The sequence below is a fragment of the Thioalkalivibrio sp. ALE20 genome (assembly GCF_000381405.1).
GTDB lineage: Bacteria > Pseudomonadota > Gammaproteobacteria > Ectothiorhodospirales > Ectothiorhodospiraceae > Thioalkalivibrio.
In genome coordinates, this window is record NZ_KB906474.1 from 234,168 (window position 1) to 253,213 (window position 19,046).

Here is a 19,046-nt window from a genome sequence, read left to right on the forward strand (position 1 = left end):
GTGTCGGCGCCCGGGAAACGCCCGCGGCGCCATGGCCATGCCGACTCCCCGGATCAGGAAGCAATATCAGGGCCACCCGTCGCAGGCCCCGCGCGCACGGACGTCGTCCCGACAAACGTCGACCTTCCGACACCGTCGGAGGCGCCCGCGGCTCCATCCCGAGCCCGCACCGTCAACAATCCGTCATGCCGTGGGGAGCCGATCGCCGGCGGACGGCAAAGCGCCGCCAGAAACGCTACCCTGAGGACAGATTTGCCCCGAGAGGGCCCCATGCCAGGCCGCACCAACCTGCCCCTGATCCTGACCCTGGTCCTGCTGCTCGGGAGCATGGCCGCCGCACTCCCCGCAACCGCGCAGACGGCGGAGGGCCCCGCGGCGGATGCCGAACCCGTGACCCTGGGCATCCTTCCGTTCGCCAGTCCCAAGAGCCTGTTTCAGCGCTATGCACCGTTGCGGGACTGGCTGTCGCAGACCCTCGACCGCGAAGTGCGCATCGAGACCGCACGCAATTTCGAAACCTTCCTCGGGCGAACCGATGCGGGCCGTTACGATCTGGTGCTCACCGGGTCCCACCTGGCCCGGCGCGCCCGCACGCACGGCGACTACCGCCCGCTGGTCGCGGCCACCCACCGCCTCTCCGCGCGGATCGTGACGCCGGTCGATTCCCCGATCGACTCCGTGCAGGACCTGGCCGGGCACACCATCGCCGCCCCGCCGCGCCTGAGCATGGGCACCGTGGCCGTGCGTTATCTGCTGGATCTGCCACTGGCGGACAATCCGCCGGAGTACCTCTATTATTCCCATCACGAGACCGCCCTGGATGCGCTGCAGCGCGGGCTTGCGGATGCTGCGATCATGGTGGTGGATGACGAGGCGGGTTCCGCGCGTCCTGAAACGCGTGACCCGGACCGGGAACGCCTGATCTCCCTGCGGGACGGGCAGCTGGTGCGCATGCTGATGCGCACGCCGCGTTTCCCGGGTGCGGTCATCCTGGCGCGCGAGGACCGCCTGCCGGCCACCGTTGACCTGGCCGGACAGCTGACCGCGCTGAGCGACACGCCGGAGGGGCGCGAGCGCCTGGGGCGCATCGGCCATCGGGGCTTTGAAGCCTTCGACACGGACGCCATCCCGGACATGATGCCGCTGCCGGATCCGGGCTTTGTCCTTCCCGACAGCGACGACCCGGCGGTTACGGACCACTGAATCCGCCACCACTCGAACCACAACGGGGGACACCATGGACAGCATGCTCGACGACACCGGAAAACTGGTCCTGCGCCTCGCGCTGGGGATCCTCATCCTGCTGCACGGGATCGACAAGATCCTCGGCGAGATCGGCGGCATCGAATCCATGGTCGTGGACGCCGGCCTGCCCGCGTTCGTGGCCTGGGGCGTCTACATCGGCGAAGTCCTGGCCCCGGTGCTGGTGATCCTCGGGCTGTATTCGCGCATCGGCGCGCTGCTGATCGCGATCAACATGGTGGTCGCCATCGCCCTGGCCCATGCCCACGAACTGACCGACCTGACCGCCCACGGCGGCTGGGCCCTGGAACTGCAGGGCATGTTCCTGTTCGCGGCGGTCGCCCTGGCGCTGACCGGCCCCGGGCGCTACTCGGTCAACCGGAGCTGAGACCTCTTGGCGGGCGGCCTGCTCTGCACGCGTGATCGGGCATGATGCCATGCGCCTGAATTTCGCCGCGCAGATCGCCATCGGCACGGTCGCCATCCAGGCCGTGATGGTCATCGTGCTGATGGCCAGCGGAACCTCGCTTATCCGCGACAACCAGGCCGAGGTGCTGGAACGCTTCGCCGACCAGCAGGGCCGTCTGCTGAGTTCGGCCGTCGGGCCCGGTCTGGCCTACGCCGACCCCGGCATGCTGCAGGAGCTGCTGGACGACCTGGAGCAGGACACGACCCTGCGTTACGCGGTGGTCGAAGACGCGGACGGCCGACGCATGGCCGATGTGGGTTCGGTGCCCGCCAGCCTTCCCGAACACGACGGCCTGCGCCAGCAACCCGGCACCCTGGAAATGGGCATCCCGGTGGATCTGGCCGGGCAGCACCTCGGGACGATCCACGTCGAGTACTCCACCGACGATATCGACGCCCTCGCCACCGACCTGCTGCACCGCAACATCGCCCTGGCCCTGGGCGTGCTGGCCCTGTCCATGGCCGCGGGGACCCTCTTCGCGCTGATCGTGACCCGCCGGCTGCGGCTGCTCAACCTGGGTGGCCAGGCCCTGCAGCGCGGCAATCTCGAATATCGCCTGAAGGTCACCTCCAACGACGAATTCGGCGATCTCGCCCGCACGTTCAACAACGTCGCCGCCCACCTGGAAAACACCCAGAGCGAGATCCAGCAGCAGAACCTCCGGCTCAACCGTTCGGTGGCGCGCCTGGAGTCCATGCTGGGCGGCGCCGACGCCATCCTGTGGGAATCGCACCCGGATACCGGATACTGGGAGTTCGTCGCCGGCGACACCCGCGAACTGCTGGGCTACCCGGTCGAGCGCCTGGCCCGGCCGGGGCTGCGGGTCCGCCGCATCCATCCGGAGGACCTGCCCCGCGTCCGGGAGGCCACGCGCGACCCCGCGGAACGGCCGCGGCCGGTGGACTACCGCTTCCGCCACCGCAACGGCCACTGGATGTGGCTGCGCGACATCCTGTCCTGGGCGGCCGACGACCGCGGCGAGCCGGTACTGCGCGGCCTGACCCTCAACATCACCGCCCATCGCCAGGCCGCCGACGCCCTGCACGAGACCGAGTCGCGCTACGAGGAGGTCGTCAACAACATCTCGGAGGTGATCTTCCGCACCGACGCCGAGGGCCGCTGGACCCTGCTCAACCCGGCCTGGGAGAAGCTGACCGGCTTCAGCGTGGACGAGAGCCTCGGCCGCAGCCTGTGCGAATTCGTGGCCACCGAGCACCAAGCGGAGGCCGACCAGGTCTGCCGCACCCTGATGCAGGGCGAGCAGGACCGCGACTTTGCCGAAGAGATCCGCCTGCGCACCCGCGAAGGCAATGCCCGCTGGGTCAGCGTGTTCGCCAGCACCCGGCGGGACGAACGTGGTCGCGTGATCGCGCTGTTCGGCACCATCATGGACATCAGTGACCGCAAGCGGGCCGAAGAAGAAGTGCGGCGCCTCGCCTTCTTCGACAACCTCACCCACCTGCCGAACCGCACGCTGCTGCACGACCGTCTGCGTCAGTCCCTGGCGCATGCGCACCGGACCGGCCTGCACGGCGCGGCACTGTTCCTCGACCTCGACAACTTCAAGGACATCAACGACACCCTCGGCCACGCGGTGGGCGACGAACTGCTGCAGCAGGTCGCCGCCCGCCTGAGCACCATCACCCGCGAGGCCGACACGCTGGCACGCCTGGGCGGCGACGAATTCGTCCTCGTGCTCAACGACCTCAACGCCGACCAGGATCGCGCTGCCACCCAGGCCGAGGCGGTGGGGCGCAAGCTGATCGAGCTGATGCGCGAGCCGTTCCCGATCGGCGGTCAGGACCGCCACGTGAGCCCCAGCATCGGCGCGACCCTGTTCAGCGGCGACCACCTCGGCGTGCAGGAGGTACTCAAGCAGGCGGACCTGGCGATGTACCGGGCCAAGAACGCCGGGCGCAACACCGTGCGCTTCTACGACCCCGAGCTGCACCGCGCGGTGGAAGCCCGTTTCCAGCTCGAGACCGAGCTGCGCGAAGCCCTGCGCAGGGACGAGTTCGAGGTCCACTGCCAGCTGCAGGTCAACAGCGACGACCGCCCGGTCGGGGCCGAACTGCTGCTGCGCTGGGCGCACCCGGAACGCGGCTGGGTCTCGCCCGGCGAGTTCATCCCGGTCGCGGAGCAGACCGGGCTGATCGTGCCCATCGGCCAGCGCGTGCTGGAGGAGGCCTGCCGGCGCCTGGCGCAGTGGAAACACGACCCCGCCCTGCGCGACCTGACCCTGTCGGTGAACGTGAGCGCGCGCCAGTTCCGCCACGGTACGTTCGTCGCCGAACTCGCCGGCCTGCTGGAGGCCACCGGCGCGCCGGGCCCCCGGCTGAAGCTCGAGATCACCGAGAGCATGCTGCTGGAAGACATCGACCACGCGATCGACAACATGCAGCGGCTGCGCGAGCTGGGCATCGGCTTCGCCCTGGACGACTTCGGCACCGGCTACTCGTCGCTGGCCTATCTCAAGCAACTGCCGCTGTCCCAGCTCAAGATCGACCAGTCCTTCGTGCGCGACGTCCTCGACGACCCCAATGACGCCGCCATCGCCGAGATGGTGGTCAACCTCGCCCACACCCTCCGCCTGGACGTGATCGCCGAAGGCGTGGAGACCGAAGACCAGCGCGCGTTCCTGATGCACCTGGGCTGCTGGCACTTCCAGGGCTTTCTGTACGGGCGTCCCGCAACCATCGAAACCGTCGAGGCCCTCGCCGGCACCGGCGAGCCGCTGGCCCCGGCCTCCGGCGAAAACGATTCGTAAAAATCGAACAATCAATCGCCAAAATGGCGATTTTCATTCGGCTGGTCAGGATCTAACCTTGGGCAAATATCCCGCAAGAAAGGACCCGCCATGACCACCCGAGTACTCGTGCTGTACTACTCCACCTGGGGCCACATCGAGCAGATGGCCGAAGCCGAGGCGCGGGGCGCCCGCGGCGTCGCCGACACCGAGGTCACCATCAAGCGCGTGCCCGAACTGATGCCCGAGGATGTCGCCCGCAACGCCGGCGCCCGGCTCGACCAGCCGGCCCCCGTGGCCCGTCCCGAGGAGCTGGCCGACTGCGACGCCATCATCATCGGCACACCCACGCGCTACGGCCGCATGGCCGCCCAGATGGCGAACTTCCTGGATCAGACCGGCTCGCTGTGGTTCAACGACCGCCTGGTGGGCAAGATCGGCAGCGTGTTCAGCTCCACCGCCAGCCAGCACGGCGGCCAGGAGACCACCCTGATCTCCACCATCGTAAACCTGATGCACTTCGGCATGACCATCGTCGGCCTGCCGTACACCGAAAAGCGCCTGCTGGAAATGGGCCAGATCAGCGGCGGCACCCCCTACGGCGCCACCACCCTGGCCGACGGCGACGGCAGCCGCCAGCCCACCGAGGCCGAACTCGGCATGGCCGAATCCCAGGGCCGCCACGTCGCCGAAGTCGCCCGCGCCCAGAAACTGGGCCAGTCCGCCGGCTGACCCCCCTCTGGCCGACCCGGCACCAGACCGGGCCCGGCCCGTAGGAGGCCAGCCCCCTGGCCGATCGGGCCCCGACAACCCACCAGGCCAGAATCGGCCGGAGGGCCGGCCTCCTACACCACGCGACTGTATTTCACCGGGGCGGCCTCCGGCCGGTCCAGCCAGGCATCGAAGGCCATGGCCACGTTGCGCAGCAGCATGCGCCCGCGTGGCAGCACGTCGAGCTCGCGCTCGCCCACGCGCACCAGCTCGTCCTGTTCCATCTCGGCCAGCCGTTCCAGCTCGGCGGAGAAATAGTCGCGGAAATCAATCCCGTGGCGGGCCTCCACCCGGCCGAAATCCAGATGCGAATGACACATGATGTCGGTGATCACCTCGCGCCGCAGGCGGTCGTCATCCGACAGCACGATGCCGCGGAACACCGGCAGGCGACCGGCGTCAAGGCGCGCGTAGTACTGCTCCAGCTCGCGCACGTTCTGGCTGTAGGTATCACCGATGCGCCCGATCGCGGTCGGCCCCATCGCCACCAGGTCGCAGTCGGCACGCGTGGAGTAGCCCTGGAAATTGCGCTGCAGCGTGCCGGCGCGCTGGGCGCGGGCCAGCTCGTCGTCCGGCAGGGCAAAATGATCCATGCCGATGTACACATAACCGGCATCGGTCAGCATGCCGATGGTCGTCTCCAGGATCGCCAGCTTCTCTGCCGCCGAGGGCAGCTCGTCCTCGTTGATCTGGCGCTGCACCTTGAAGCGCTCCGGCAGATGCGCGTAGTTGTAGATCGCCAGCCGCTCCGGCCGCAGCTCGAGGGTTTGCTCCAGGGTCCGCCGCGTGGTCTCCACCGTCTGCTTCGGCAGCCCGTAGATCAGGTCCACGTTGGTCGAGCCGAAGCCGCAGGCCCGCGCCTGTTCGATCGCCCCGGCGGTCACCTCGAATGGCTGGACGCGGTTGACCGCCTGCTGCACATCGGGGTCGAAGTCCTGCACCCCCAGGCTGATGCGGTTGAAGCCGCGCTCGGCCAGCAGCGGCAGCGTGCCTTCGCGCAGCGCCCGCGGGTCGATCTCGATGGAGAACTCGCGCTCCGGCCCGTCCGAGAGGTTGAAGTTGCGACCCAGCGAATCCATCACCCGATCCAGATCGGCATCGCTCAGGTAGGTGGGCGTGCCACCACCGAAATGCAGCTGTTCCACCGGGCGCTCCGGGTGGAACAGCCTCCCCTGCAGCGCAATTTCCTGATCCAGATAGTCCAGATAGCTGCGCGCCCGCTCGTAATTGCCGGTCACCACCTTGTTGCAGGCGCAGTAGAAACACACCGTGTCGCAGAACGGCACGTGCACATACAGCGACAGCGGGCGCGTGACACCATCGGCCTGCGAACGCTCGGCCTGCACCGCATAGGTGGTGTCGTCGAACCCCTCGTGGAACTGCGGCGCGGTGGGATAGGACGTGTAGCGCGGGCCACTGACGTCGTAGCGTTGCAGCATCTCGCGGTCGAAGATCAGGCTCTGTTCCATCGGGGGCTCCTGTGGGCGAACGTTCCCATGATACCCCCGAGCCGCACGGCGGGGCTTGAGGCAGGTCACCCAACCCGCCTTATGCTAGCCTCTGCGCGCACATCCGGCCCGGCCCCGAGAAACCATGTCACCCGACGAATACTGCGAAGAAAAGGCCGCAAAGAGCGGCTCCTCGTTCTACTACGCCTTCCGCTTCCTCGAAGACGACCGCCGTCGCGCGATCACCGCGCTGTACGCCTTCTGCCGCGAGGTGGACGACGTGGTCGACGAGACCAGCGAGGAGGCCGTGGCCCGCGCCAAGCTGGACTGGTGGCGCGGCGAGATCGAACGGCTGTACGACGGCGACCCGCAGCACCCCATCACCCGCGCGCTGCAGCCGCATCTGGCCCCGTTCGATCTGGGTCGCGAGTACTTCGACGAGATCATCGACGGCATGCAGATGGATCTCGACTACGACAGCTACCCCGATTTCACCACGCTGTCGCTGTACTGCTACCGCGTGGCCAGCGTGGTCGGCATCCTCTCCGCGCACATCTTCGGCTTCACCGAGCGCGGCACGCTCAAGTACGCCCATGACCTCGGCATGGCCCTGCAGCTGACCAACATCCTGCGTGACGTGCACGAGGACGCGATGCGCGGGCGGGTGTACATCCCGATGGACGAACTGCAGAAACACGGCGTGCGCCCGGAGGAGTTCCAGCGCAACCTCACCGACGACCGCCACCGCGCGCTGTTCGCGGAGCAGGCCGAACGCGCCCGGCGCTATTACGACAAGGCCGAGGCCGAACTGCCGGCAGCGGACCGCTACGCCCAGCGCCCGGGCCTGATCATGGCCGCGATCTACCGCCGCCTGCTGGACGAGATCGCCGATGACGGCTACCGCGTGCTGGAGCACCGGGTTCACCTGACCCCGCTGCGCAAGCTGTGGATCGCCTGGCGCACCTACCGCCGCCTGCGCCGCGAACGCCGGCGCGGCTGAGCCCGCGTGTCCGTCGCGTCCGACGCCCGTCCGGTGGCGGTGGTCGGGGCCGGCTGGGCCGGCCTCACCGCCGCGCTCGCGCTGGCGCGCGCCGGCCACCCGGTGCACCTGCTGGACAGCGCAGCGGTGGCCGGCGGCCGCGCCCGCAGCCTGACCCTGGACGGGACTACACTGGACAACGGCCAGCACATCCTGGTGGGCGCCTGCGAAGCGGCGCTGGCACAGATCCGCTCGGTGGGCGTCGACCCGGAGCAGGCCTTCCACGCCCTGCCCTTCGGTCTGGAACTGCGCGCCGCCGACGGCACCGAGGCCCTGCGCCTGAACCCCGCCTCGCCGCGCCTGCCGGCGCTGGGTCGCGCGCTGTACGCCACCCTGAAAACCGAACCGCTGCGCGTACGGCTGCGCGCCACCCTGGGTGCGGTCGGCCTGCTGCACGGCCCGCTGCATCAGGACCGACCGGTACGCGCCTGGCTGCAGTACCACCACCAGCCGCCCGCGCTGATCGAACGCCTGTGGGAGCCGCTGTGCCTGGCGATCATGAACACCCCGCTGCGCAGCGCCTCGGCGCAGCTGTTCCGCGAGGTGCTGCGTCAGGCCCTGACCCACGGGCCGGAGGCCGCACGCCTGATGCTGCCGGCGCAGCCGCTGGGCACGATCTACCCGGAGCCGGCGCTGGCCGAACTGCGGGAACGCGGCGCCAGCATCGACCTCGGACGGCGCATCCGACGAATCGAACTGCCCGGCGCCCCCGGGTCGGGGGCTTCGCCGGTCATGCTGGAGGATCGCGGTGGCCGGCGCATCGAGGCACGCGCCGTGATCCTGGCCACCGCCCCGGCCGCCGCCGCCGGGCTGCTCCCCGAGGCCGCCGACCCGGGCGATCTGCGCAAGCGCATCCGCGGCATGGGCGGGCACAGCATCTGCACCGTGTACCTGCGCTACCCGCGTGCGGTGGATGAACTGCCGCCCCTGCTGGGGCTGCTGGGGCAGTATGGCCAGTGGGCGGTGCCGCGCCGGGTCGCCGGGCATCCGGAATGGGTGGCCGTGGTTACCTCGGCCGCCGACGATGCCGCACCGATGGACGCCGACACCCGCTGCGCGACGGTGGCCGACGAACTCGCACGCTGCGTGCCCGGACTGGACACCCCGGTCGCGCGTCACGCGGTCTGCGAACGCCGCGCCACCTTCGACGCGCGCTGCGGGGTCGACGCCCGCCGCCCACAGCCACGCACGCCCCGCCCGGGCGTGGTCCTGGCCGGGGACTATCTGATCCCCGGCCTGCCATCCACCCTCGAAGCCGCGGTGCGCTCCGGTTTAGAATCGGCGCATCTGCTCATGGAGGACCTCTCTTGACCGACACCCCGCTCGACATCCCGAAGCTGATCGACTATCGGCCCGAACCCGGCGCCTTTGCCGACCGCGTGATCCTGGTGACCGGCGCGGCCGACGGCACCGGGCGCCAGATCGCCGAGGCCTGCGCCGCCGCCGGTGCCGTGGTGGTCCTGCTGGACAAGGACATCAAGGGCCTGGAGCGCGTGTACGATGCCATCGAGGCCGCCGGACACCCGCAGCCGGCGATCTACCCGCTCAACCACGAGGGGGCCACGGTCAAGGATTACGGCGAGATGGCCGAGAGCATCCGCGACTCGCTCGGCCGGCTCGACGGCGTGGTCCTCAATGCCGGGTGGGCCGGCACCCTCACCCCGCTGAAGCAGTACGACCCGGAACTGTGGTTCAAGGTCGTCAACGCCAACCTGAACGGGCCGTTCTTCCTGGTGCAGGCCGTCATTCCCCTGCTGGAAGCCAGCCCGACCGGCAGTCTGGTGATCTCCACCCAGGACGCCAGCCGCGCCTACTGGGGCGCCTTCGGCATGGCCAAGGCGGCGCAGGACAGCCTGCTGGAGATCCTGCACCGCGAACACCGTCACGAAGGCGGCTTCATCCACGTCAACGGCGTGGACACCGGCCCGGTGCGCACCCGCTTCCGCCGCGCGCACTACCCCGGCGAAGACCCGGCCAGCCTGCCGGCGCCCGAGGACACCGTGGGCCCGTATCTCTACTTCCTCGACCCCGGCGACCCGGCCGTCACCGGCCACAACCTGCGCCTCGAAGGCCACCTCCCGATCCGCCCCCTGCCCCCGGATTACGACGGCTGATTCCGGCCCCCATCGGCCGGAGGGCCGGCCTCCTACCGCTCCCCAACCCGCCCGTAGGAGGCCAGCCCCCTGGCCGACCCAGCACCAGACCCGGCCCGTAGGAGGCCAGCCCCCTGGCCGATCCGGCACCAGACCCGGCCCGTAGGAGGCCAGCCCCCTGGCCGATCCGGCACCAGACCCGGCCCGTGGGAGGCCAGCCCCCTGGCCGATCCGGCACCAGACCCGGCCCAATCGGCCGGGTGGCCGGCCTCCTACCGTTTGCCCGGCCCCTTCTTCGGGCCGCCCTTGCGGCCCGGCTTGCGGCCGGTCGGGGCCGGCCGTGCAGCCTTCTCCACGCCCAGGTGCTGGGTACGCACCTCGCCGCCGCGCTGCCGGAGCGCCTTGCCGCCGCGGGTCACGCGCCCGCCGGCGGCCGGTCGCGCCCCGCCGCCCTTGCTGCCCCCCTTGCCCGCGGTACCCGCCGGCTGCCAGGTGGGGATCAGGTGGTGCTTGCCGTTGCCGATCAGGTCGCGCCGACCCATGCGCTTCAGCGCATCACGCAGCAGCGGCCAGTTATCCGGGTCGTGATAGCGCAAAAACGCCTTGTGCAGCCGCCGCGCCCGCGCCCCGCGGGCCACGGAAAGCCGTGAATCCGCCCGGCGCCGCACACCCCGCAGCGGGTTGCGCCCGGTGTGCCACATCGCGGTGGCCAGGGCCATGGGGCTGGGCAGGAAGGCCTGCACCTGGTCGGCACGGAAGCCATTGCGCTTGAGCCACAGCGCGAGGTTGAGCATGTCCTCGTCGGTGGTGCCCGGATGCGCAGCGATGAAGTACGGGATCAGGTACTGCTCCTTGCCCGCCGCCTTCGAATACTTGTCGAACATCGCCTTGAAGCGGTCGTAGGTACCCATCCCCGGCTTCATCATGTGACCGAGCGGGCCCTCCTCGGTGTGCTCCGGGGCGATCTTCAGATACCCGCCGACATGGTGCGTCACCAGCTCCTTCACGTACTCCGGCGACTCGATCGCCAGGTCGTAGCGCAGGCCCGAGGCGATCAGCACCTTCTTCACCCCCGGCAGCTCGCGCGCCTTGCGATACAGACGGATCAGCGGGGCATGGTCGGTGTTCAGATTGGAGCAGATCCCGGGATACACGCAGGACAGGCGCCGGCAGTTCTTCTCGATCTCCGGATCCTTGCAGGCCAGGCGGTACATGTTCGCGGTGGGTCCGCCCAGATCCGAGACCACGCCGGTAAAGCCCTCCACGCGATCGCGCATCTCCTCGATCTCGCGCAGGATGCTGTCCTCCGAGCGGCTCTGGATGATGCGCCCCTCGTGCTCGGTGATGGAACAGAAGGTGCAGCCGCCAAAGCAGCCGCGCATGATGTTCACCGAGAAGCGGATCATCTCCCAGGCCGGGATGCGCGCATCGCCGTAGGACGGATGCGGGGCGCGGGCGTAGGGCAGATCGAACACCGCGTCCATCTCCGGGGTCGACAGCGGCACCGGCGGCGGGTTGAGCCACAGCTCCTTGTCGCCGTGGCGCTGCACCAGCGCCCGCGCGTTGCCCGGGTTGGTCTCCAGGTGCATCACCCGCGAGGCATGGGCGTACAGCACCGCGTCGCCCTTCACCTGCTCGAAGGCCGGCAGGCGGATCACGGTGCGGCTGCGCGGCGTGCCCTTCGGGATCTCGCGGTGGAAGCGCACGACCTGCGCTTCGGCATCGCTCCCGGATCCCGTGCCCGATTCCTGCCCGCTCGCACAGGCCTGCGCCGAAGTCTCCGCATAAGGATCCGGGTTCGCATCCACCGGCCCCGGGGTATCCACCTCGGAGGAGTCCAGCACCACGTGATCGCCCGGCACCCGGTCGCGCAGGAACGCGGTACCGCGCAGGTCGTTGATCTCGCGCGGATGCTCGCCCCCGGCCACGCGATGCGCCAGCTCCACCAGCGCGCGCTCGGCGTTGCCGAACAGCAGGATGTCCGCGCGCGAATCCAGCAGCACCGAGCGGCGCACCTTGTCCTGCCAGTAGTCGTAATGGGCGATGCGCCGCAGGCTCGCCTCGATCCCGCCGATCACCACCGGCACGTCGCGGAAGGCCTCGCGCACCCGCTGGCTGTACACGATCACCGCGCGGTCGGGGCGCCTGCCGTGCACGTCACCGGGGGTATAGGCGTCGTTGGAGCGCTTCTTCCGTTCCGCGGTGTAGTGGTTGACCATCGAGTCCATGTTCCCGGCGGTCACGCCGAAGAACAGATTCGGCCGCCCCAGCGCGCGGAACGGCTCGGCCGAGGTCCAGTCGGGCTGGGCGATGATGCCGACGCGAAAGCCCTGCGCCTCCAGCAGCCGGCCGATGATGGCCATGCCGAAGCTGGGATGGTCGACATAGGCATCCCCGGTGACCAGCACGATGTCGCAGGAATCCCAGCCGAGCTGGTCCATCTCCTCGCGCGTGGTCGGCAGGAACGGCGCCGTGCCGAAGCGTTTGGCCCAGTACGGACGGCGGTCGAACAGACCGGGCACGGTCTCGTCGGCGATAACGGGTACGGAAGCGGACATGCGGCCTCGTTCCGGGGATTCCGGAGCACTGCGATCGGGTAATTACCCATTACACGCGCGCGCGGCCCGGGCTTCAACCCGACCCGCGCGCGGCAGGGGCTTCAGACGTGCTGCGCGTCGCGCACGCCGGCGTACTGCACCCCGGCCAGACGGGCCAGATCGCGATCGAAGGTCGACAGATCGTTGGGGCCGAAATCCTCCAGCCGCGCATGACCGCAGGCCCGCGCCAGCACCCGCGCCAGTTCGGTGCCATCGGTCAGGAACCGGCCCAGACGCGCCGCCCCGGTCTCCACATCCAGGCGCGCACGCAGCCGCGGATCCTGGGTGGCCACGCCGGTCGGGCACTGGTTGGTGTGGCAGATGCGCGCCCCCACACAGCCGATCGCCTGCAGCGCGGCGTTGCCCAGGGCCACGCCGTCGGCGCCCAGCGCCAGGGCCTTGACCCAGTCCGCCGGGGTGCGCAGCCCGCCGGTCACCAGCAGCGTCACGCGGCCCGAGGCCCCGGTGGCATCCATGTGCCGGCGTGCACGCGCCACCGCCGGGATGGTTGGCACCCCCATGTGGTCGCGCAGCAGCGCCGGCGCGGCGCCGGTGCCCCCGCCGCGACCATCGAGGATGATGTAGTCGGCACCGGCCTCCAGGGCAAAATCGATGTCCGCCTCGATGTGGTGCGCGGCCAGCTTGAACCCGACCGGGATGCCGCCGGAGCGCTGGCGCACGTCGTCCGCGAAGCGGCGGAAATCTTCCGGCGTGCGCAGCCCCGGATCGGCGGGTGGCGACACCGCGTCCCGTCCGGCCTCGATCCCGCGCGCGGCCGCGATCTCGTCGGTCACCTTGGAACCGGGGAGCACGCCGCCCACGCCGGTCTTGGCCGCCTGCCCGGCCTTGAAATGGAAGGCCTGCACCCGCTCGGGCACCGTGTCGTCGTAGCCGAAATGCGCCGGACCCAGCTCGAACAGATAGCGCGAGGCGGCCTCCGCCTCCTCCGGCAGCATGCCGCCCTCGCCGGAACACACCCCGGTGCCGGCGAGCTCCGCGCCGCGTGCCAGCGCCAGACGCGCCTCGCGCGACAGCGAGCCGTAGCTCATGTCGGTCACCAGCCAGGGCATGGACAGCCGCAGCGGCCGCTGCGCCTGCGGCCCGATCACCAGCTCGGTGGCCACCTCCGCCCCGGCCTCCAGCGGCCGGCTCGCCAGCTGGGCCGCCAGCAGCTGCAGCGCATCCCAGCCCGGCAGGTCGTCGCGCGGCACGCCCATCGCCACCGTCGGTCCGTGGGCACCCAGCCCGTCCAGGCCGTCGCGCGCCAGCGCATGGATGAACTCGACATGCGGCTCGGTCGCGGTCGCGCGCGGATCGGGCGGCGCGTCGGATCCGCCGTTCCCGGCGTTCCCGCCCGGCTCCGACGCCGGTTCCGACGCCGGTTCCGGCGCCTCCCCGACCTGCGCGTCCAGGCCGGCGTGCGTACCGTCACAATAGGGCAGATTGCCCGACTGCTTGCACTGGCACAGAAACGCCTCGCCATCCTCCTGCGCGGTAAACGCCAGCGGGCCCAGGCCCGTCCCCGCGTGGGAACCGTCACAGAACGGCTGGTTCGCCGAACGCCCGCAGCGGCAGAAGTAGTACTCCTTCCCCTTCTCCAGCTCCACGCCACGCGGTTCCAGTGCCGCAATCACGGGTCGGCTCATCGTATCCTCCTGTCGGGTGCCGTCTCACCCGACATGAACCCACAAACCCGCACCCCGGCGCAAACCGCCCGACCCGGCCGCCCCGTCTGGGCGCGATGACGCCCGGGGGCGTATCATGAGGAATCGTGCCATCTGCCCCCGGGAGCCCCGCATGAACCAGGTCGACCACCGCAACACCCGCCGCGACTACACCCGCGCCGAGCTGCGCCGCAGCGACCTGACCCCGGAGCCCGCACAGCTGCTGGCCCGCTGGCTGGAAGAAGCGCGCGAGGCCGGCAACCCCGATCCCACCGCCATGACCCTGGCCACCGCCGACGCCGACGGCCAGCCCTCGGCGCGCATCGTCCTCTTCAAGCATTTCGAGGGCGAAGGCCTTTGCTGGTACACCGACTCGCGCAGCCACAAGGGCCGCGACCTCGCCGAGAACCCCCGCGCCGCGCTGCTGTTCTACTGGCCCGAGACCGAACGCCAGATCCGCGTCGAGGGCAGCGTCAGCGCCCTGCCCGCCGAACTCGCGGACGACTACTTCAGCCAGCGGCCGGGCGGCAGCCGGCTGGCCGCCGCCGCCTCCCTGCAGAGCCAGCCGGTGGATGACCGAGCCACCCTGGAGCAGCGCGTGAAGGACCTGGAAAAGCAGTACCCCGACGGCAACGTCCCCCGCGACCCGGCCTGGATCGGCTACCGCCTCGCACCCGAGCTCTTCGAATTCTGGCAGGGCCGCGCCAGTCGCCTGCACGACCGCTTCACCTACCATCACAACGGCGAACACTGGGAAATCACCCGCCTGATGCCCTGAACCGCCGATCCTGAAGCGCGCCATGCGGGCGGTCCGCATGCGGGAGCCGGGTTCCCTCGCCGATTATCCACGGCAACCCTACCGCCCCCGCCTCCGAATCTGCTAGGATGCGCAGCGCTACTGGCGACGGTCGCAACAACCGACCGGGCCGGAGCACGGAGAGGTGCCGGAGTGGTCGAACGGGGCGGTCTCGAAAACCGTTGTACGCGCGAGCGTACCGAGGGTTCGAATCCCTCCCTCTCCGCCAGATTCAGCTAAAGGGGCCCGCGTGGCCCCTTTTCTATGCATACCCCCATGGCCGGAGGGATTCGAACCCGAGGAATGGAAAAGCCGGGTTCGACGGGCGACGCGCCAGCGAAGCCCGAACATCGCCGCAGGCGATGGCCCGAAGGGCGAGCCACAACGTGGCGAGTAATCCCTCCCTCTCCGCCAGAATTCCGCAGGAGCGTGCTTGCACGCGAAAAAGGGGCCCGCGCGGCCCCTTTTCTATGCGCATCCCCCCGCAGGCGCCCGTGAACATGCCCGTAGGAGGCCGGCCCTCCGGCCGATTCCCCGTCCGGCCAATCCCTGCGCCTGATCGGCCAGAGGCTGGCCTCCTACCTGCGGGCGTTCCGCCCCCTTGACCGGACGTCGCCGGAGCCTTAAATTACGCCTCTTCCGGGGCGGTTAGCTCAGCGGTAGAGCACTGCCTTCACACGGCAGGGGTCGCTGGTTCGAACCCAGCACCGCCCACCAGATTTCCCGGAGAAGCGGCCCGTGGCATTGCCCGGGCCGCTTTTTCGTGTGGGGTAGTGTCCGCCTGAGGCGCCGGCCCTGTAGGAGGCCAGCCCCTGGCCGATTGTAGGAGGCCAGCCCCCTGGCCGATCGGGCTCGGGATACACCACATCGGCCAGAGGGCTGGCCTCCTACGGAATTCTGGCGGAGAGGGAGGGATTCGAACCCTCGAGGGGCTTGCACCCCTGCCGGTTTTCAAGACCGGTGCAATCAACCACTCTGCCACCTCTCCGGCGCCGCACATTCTCCGCGACCACCCCGCGCCTGGCAACTCGCCGGAAAACCGGCCCGGGCCTCCTTTCATATATACGGACCACAATGCGTCGTATAGAAAGAGTTTGATAGAAGAAAATAACGATCTTCCGTAAAATCACGGCCCTGTCCTTCCCGGCCGAATCCGCCTCCCGCGATTCGGCGCCGGCGCCGAGCCTCCTGACGCGACGCCGGACGAAGACGCCGCGGCCCCGGCCGCCGGCACGAACTTCAGTGACCGCCCCGGGGACCGGCGACGGGGCGCAACCCGAGGCCGACCATCATGAATTCGATGCTGCTCAATCTGTTTCCCTTCCTGCGCTGGCGTCCCACCAAGGACACCATCAACGCGGATCTGATTGCCGGCATCTCGGTCGCCCTCGTCCTCATCCCGCAGTCCATGGCCTACGCCCAGCTGGCCGGGCTGCCGCCGGTCTACGGGCTGTACGCCTCCCTGCTGCCGGTGATGATTGCCGCCCTCTGGGGCTCCTCGAACCAGCTGGCGACCGGGCCGGTAGCGGTGGTCTCGCTGCTCACGGCCTCGGCCCTGATCCCGTTCGCCGCCGAGGGCTCGTCCGAGTTCATTGCCCTGGCGATCATACTGGCCTTCATGGTCGGCGTGGTGCAGCTGGTACTGGGACTGTTCCGGCTGGGCTCGATCGTCAGTTTCATCTCGCATCCGGTCATCGTCGGCTTCACCAACGCCGCAGCCATCATCATCGCCCTCTCGCAGCTCAACAAGATCCTGGGCGTCCCGGTCGACACCAGCGGCCATTTCATGGTCGGCCTGTGGGGCGTGGTGCAGCAGATCGGCGACGTGCACCTGCCGACGCTGGCCTTCGGCCTGGGCGCGATCGCGCTGATGGTCGCCATGAAGCGCGTGGTCCCGAAGATCCCCGGCGTCCTTGTCGCCGTGGTCGTCACCATCCTCATCAGCTGGGCCATCGGCTACGAGCAGAAGGCCGAAGTGGCGGCCGACCGGGTCGCACCGGCCGACGTGGTCGCCCTGGCCGAAGAGGTCGACTCCCGTTCCGGCGCGCTGGCCGACATCGAACAGCGCATCCGCGAGCTGGAGGCCGAGGTCGACGAGGTCGAACGTGCCGAGGCGGTACGCATCCGTCACGAGATCGATACCCTCGGCCTGGAGCGCGACGAACAGCGCAGCGAACTGCGCGATCTGCGCGACCAGCTCGGCGCGATCAGCCTGCGTCGCGTCCCCGGCGAAGACGACGCCCCGGCCCGCTTCATCCGCGAGGGCCACCTGACCGATGCGGAACGCGAACGGGCCGACGGCACCGACTGGCGCATCGAAGAGGTCGACAACGACACCATCCACCTGGACGGGGGCGGCAAGGTCGTCGGCAGCGTGCCCCAGGGCCTGCCTGCTCCCACCCTGCCGGAGCTGAGCCTGGGCAACATCACCATGCTGCTCACCAGCGCCTTCGTCATCGCCCTGGTCGGCTTTACCGAGGCCATCGCCATCGCCAAGGCCATGGCCGCGCGCACCGGCCAGCGGCTGGACCCCAGCAAGGAACTGATCGGGCAGGGCCTGGCGAACATTTCCGGGGGCTTCACCCAGGGCTATCCGGTGTCGGGGTCGTTCTCGCGCTCGGCGGTCAACCTCAATTCCGGGGCCAAAACCGGCCTGTCGTCGGTCTTTACGGCGGTGATCATCGGCATCGCCCTGCTGTTCCTGACCCCGCTGATCTACCACCTGCCGGAGGCCGTCCTCGCCGCCATCATCATGATGGCCGTCGCCGGGCTGGTGAACTTCAAGGCGATCAAGCACGCCTGGGTGGCCAACAAGCACGACGGCATCGCCGCCATCGTCACCTTCCTGGCGACCCTGGCCATGGCCCCCAACCTGGATTACGGCATCCTCACCGGGGCGGGCCTCGCGATCATCCTGTATCTCTACCGTTCGATGCAGCCGCGCGTGAGCGAACTGGCCCGCTACGAGGACGGCACCCTGCGCGAGGCGCGCCGCTACGGCCTGCAGACCGACGAAAAGATCGCGCTGATGCGCTTCGACGGTTCGCTGTACTTCGCCAACGTGCCCTACTTCGAAGACGCGGTCCTGGACCTGGCCGCCAGCCATCCGCAGGCGAAATACATCATCATCGTCGGCAAGGGGATCAACGAGATCGACGCCTCCGGCGAGGAGACCGTGCACCAGCTGGTACACCGCCTGAAGGCCCGCGGCGTCACCCTGGTGTTCGCCGGCGTGAAGGCCCAGGTGCTGGAGGTGATGGAACGCACCGGCCTGGACGAGCTGATCGGCAAGGACAACATCTTCCGCAGCACCGACCGGGCCGTCGAAGTCTGCCGTGAACGCGTGGGCGAAACGCGAGTCGAAGAACAGACCGGCCAGGAGGGCAGGAGCTGACCCGGGCCCGGCCCGGAGTCCGGCGCGGGTGGCTGCACGGCGCGGCCCTCGGCTGTACACTGACCGCATATTGAACCCAAGGAGGAAACGACCGTGTCCAGAGACCAGATCGTCCGCTCGAAACAGAACCCGTCCAGCACGGGCTCCATCAGCGAGACCATTTCCACCAACAAGGTCATCCGCCAGACCTACACCCTGCTGGCCCTGACCCTGGCCTTCAGCGCGGTCACCGCCTTTGTCGCCATGGCCATCGGTGCCCCGCCGGTCCACTGGATCGTGATGCTTGGCGTGCTGATCGGCGGCCCGTTCGCCATCCACTTCACGCGCAACTCGGTCTGGGGCCTGGTGCTGACCTTTGCCTTCACCGGGACGCTCGGGTTCTTCCTCGGCCCGATCCTGTCGATGTACCTGGGGCTGCCTAACGGCCCGCAGATCGTCGGCAACGCATTCACCGCCACCGCCGTGGCCTTCGTGGCCCTGTCCGGCTATGCGCTGGCCACCAAGAAGGACTTCAGCTTCCTCGGCGGCTTCATCGTGGTCGGCCTGATCGTGGCGCTGCTGGCGATCGTCGCCAACATCTTCCTGGCGATCCCGGCGCTGTCGCTGGCCATCTCCGCGGCCGTGGTGCTGCTGCTGTCGGCGGCCATCCTGTTCGACACCAGCCGCATGATCCACGACCAGGAGACCAACTACGTGGTGATGACGGTGTCGCTGTACGCCAACCTGTACGTGATGTTCCTGCACATGCTGAACCTGTTCCACGCCTTTATGGGCGATAACTGACGCG

General features: G+C 69.3%; 13 protein-coding genes, 3 tRNA genes and 1 other RNA gene. 13 read left to right on the forward strand and 4 right to left on the reverse strand.

The annotated features are described in order from the left end of the window. Window positions 1-270: 270 nt before the first annotated feature. From F790_RS0108265 to wrbA, 4 genes are all read left to right on the forward strand, one after another. Window positions 271-1,203, forward strand: a complete 933-nt coding sequence (locus F790_RS0108265) for a phosphate/phosphite/phosphonate ABC transporter substrate-binding protein (RefSeq protein ID WP_019591353.1) — start codon at window positions 271-273, stop codon at window positions 1,201-1,203. 34 nt (window positions 1,204-1,237) lie between these two features. Continuing rightward, entirely contained in the window at window positions 1,238-1,630 is a 393-nt protein-coding gene (locus tag F790_RS0108270) for a DoxX family protein (RefSeq protein ID WP_019591354.1), read from the forward strand. Between the two features lie 49 nt (window positions 1,631-1,679). Continuing rightward, complete coding sequence (locus F790_RS0108275) at window positions 1,680-4,478, forward strand: EAL domain-containing protein (RefSeq protein WP_019591355.1); 2,799 nt, start codon at window positions 1,680-1,682, stop codon at window positions 4,476-4,478. 90 nt (window positions 4,479-4,568) lie between these two features. After that, complete coding sequence (wrbA, locus tag F790_RS0108280) at window positions 4,569-5,189, forward strand: NAD(P)H:quinone oxidoreductase (RefSeq protein WP_019591356.1); 621 nt, start codon at window positions 4,569-4,571, stop codon at window positions 5,187-5,189. 113 nt (window positions 5,190-5,302) lie between these two features. On the opposite strand, the gene hemN is transcribed toward wrbA, so the two are convergent. Beyond that, window positions 5,303-6,697 (reverse strand): oxygen-independent coproporphyrinogen III oxidase, encoded by a 1,395-nt coding sequence (gene hemN, locus F790_RS0108285; protein WP_019591357.1) that lies wholly within the window; start codon window positions 6,695-6,697, stop codon window positions 5,303-5,305. Window positions 6,698-6,821: 124 nt separating this feature from the next. Between hemN and hpnD the strand changes: the two genes are divergently transcribed. From hpnD to F790_RS0108300, 3 genes are read left to right on the forward strand one after another with little or no spacing between them, the layout of a single operon-like run. Further along, complete coding sequence (hpnD, locus tag F790_RS0108290) at window positions 6,822-7,676, forward strand: presqualene diphosphate synthase HpnD (protein ID WP_018870743.1); 855 nt, start codon at window positions 6,822-6,824, stop codon at window positions 7,674-7,676. A gap of 6 nt (window positions 7,677-7,682) precedes the next feature. Then, a complete protein-coding gene (hpnE, locus tag F790_RS0108295) occupies window positions 7,683-9,026 on the forward strand; it encodes a hydroxysqualene dehydroxylase HpnE (RefSeq protein WP_019591358.1) in 1,344 nt (447 codons plus the stop codon). Continuing rightward, entirely contained in the window at window positions 9,023-9,829 is an 807-nt protein-coding gene (locus F790_RS0108300) for an SDR family NAD(P)-dependent oxidoreductase (protein ID WP_019591359.1), read from the forward strand. The genes hpnE and F790_RS0108300 overlap by 4 nt, the downstream gene beginning before the upstream one ends. A 251-nt stretch (window positions 9,830-10,080) precedes the next feature. Here the strand turns inward: F790_RS0108300 and F790_RS0108305 are convergent, their stop codons facing one another. Both F790_RS0108305 and F790_RS0108310 read right to left on the reverse strand, forming a co-directional pair. After that, window positions 10,081-12,366: a YgiQ family radical SAM protein gene (locus tag F790_RS0108305; protein WP_019591360.1), complete on the reverse strand. Its 2,286-nt coding sequence runs from the start codon at window positions 12,364-12,366 to the stop codon at window positions 10,081-10,083. Between the two features lie 101 nt (window positions 12,367-12,467). Continuing rightward, window positions 12,468-14,051 (reverse strand): glutamate synthase-related protein, encoded by a 1,584-nt coding sequence (locus F790_RS0108310; protein ID WP_019591361.1) that lies wholly within the window; start codon window positions 14,049-14,051, stop codon window positions 12,468-12,470. A 151-nt stretch (window positions 14,052-14,202) separates the two neighbouring features. Between F790_RS0108310 and pdxH the strand changes: the two genes are divergently transcribed. The 4 genes from pdxH (at window position 14,203) to F790_RS0108325 (ending at window position 15,582) form a co-directional block, all read left to right on the forward strand. Next, window positions 14,203-14,847: a pyridoxamine 5'-phosphate oxidase gene (gene pdxH / locus F790_RS0108315; RefSeq protein WP_019591362.1), complete on the forward strand. Its 645-nt coding sequence runs from the start codon at window positions 14,203-14,205 to the stop codon at window positions 14,845-14,847. 157 nt (window positions 14,848-15,004) lie between these two features. Next, a tRNA-Ser gene (locus tag F790_RS0108320) sits at window positions 15,005-15,094 on the forward strand. 38 nt (window positions 15,095-15,132) lie between these two features. Beyond that, window positions 15,133-15,279: non-coding RNA, RtT sRNA (locus F790_RS14200), on the forward strand. Between the two features lie 228 nt (window positions 15,280-15,507). Beyond that, a tRNA-Val gene (locus tag F790_RS0108325) sits at window positions 15,508-15,582 on the forward strand. A 181-nt stretch (window positions 15,583-15,763) separates the two neighbouring features. Here the strand turns inward: F790_RS0108325 and F790_RS0108330 are convergent. Next, a tRNA-Ser gene (locus F790_RS0108330) sits at window positions 15,764-15,853 on the reverse strand. A gap of 303 nt (window positions 15,854-16,156) precedes the next feature. Here F790_RS0108330 and F790_RS0108335 point away from each other — a divergent pair. Further along, on the forward strand, window positions 16,157-18,259 hold the full coding sequence (locus F790_RS0108335) for a SulP family inorganic anion transporter (RefSeq protein WP_019022812.1): 2,103 nt from the start codon (window positions 16,157-16,159) through the stop codon (window positions 18,257-18,259). A 93-nt stretch (window positions 18,260-18,352) separates the two neighbouring features. Then, window positions 18,353-19,042: a Bax inhibitor-1/YccA family protein gene (locus tag F790_RS0108340; RefSeq protein ID WP_019591363.1), complete on the forward strand. Its 690-nt coding sequence runs from the start codon at window positions 18,353-18,355 to the stop codon at window positions 19,040-19,042. Window positions 19,043-19,046: the final 4 nt, after the last annotated feature.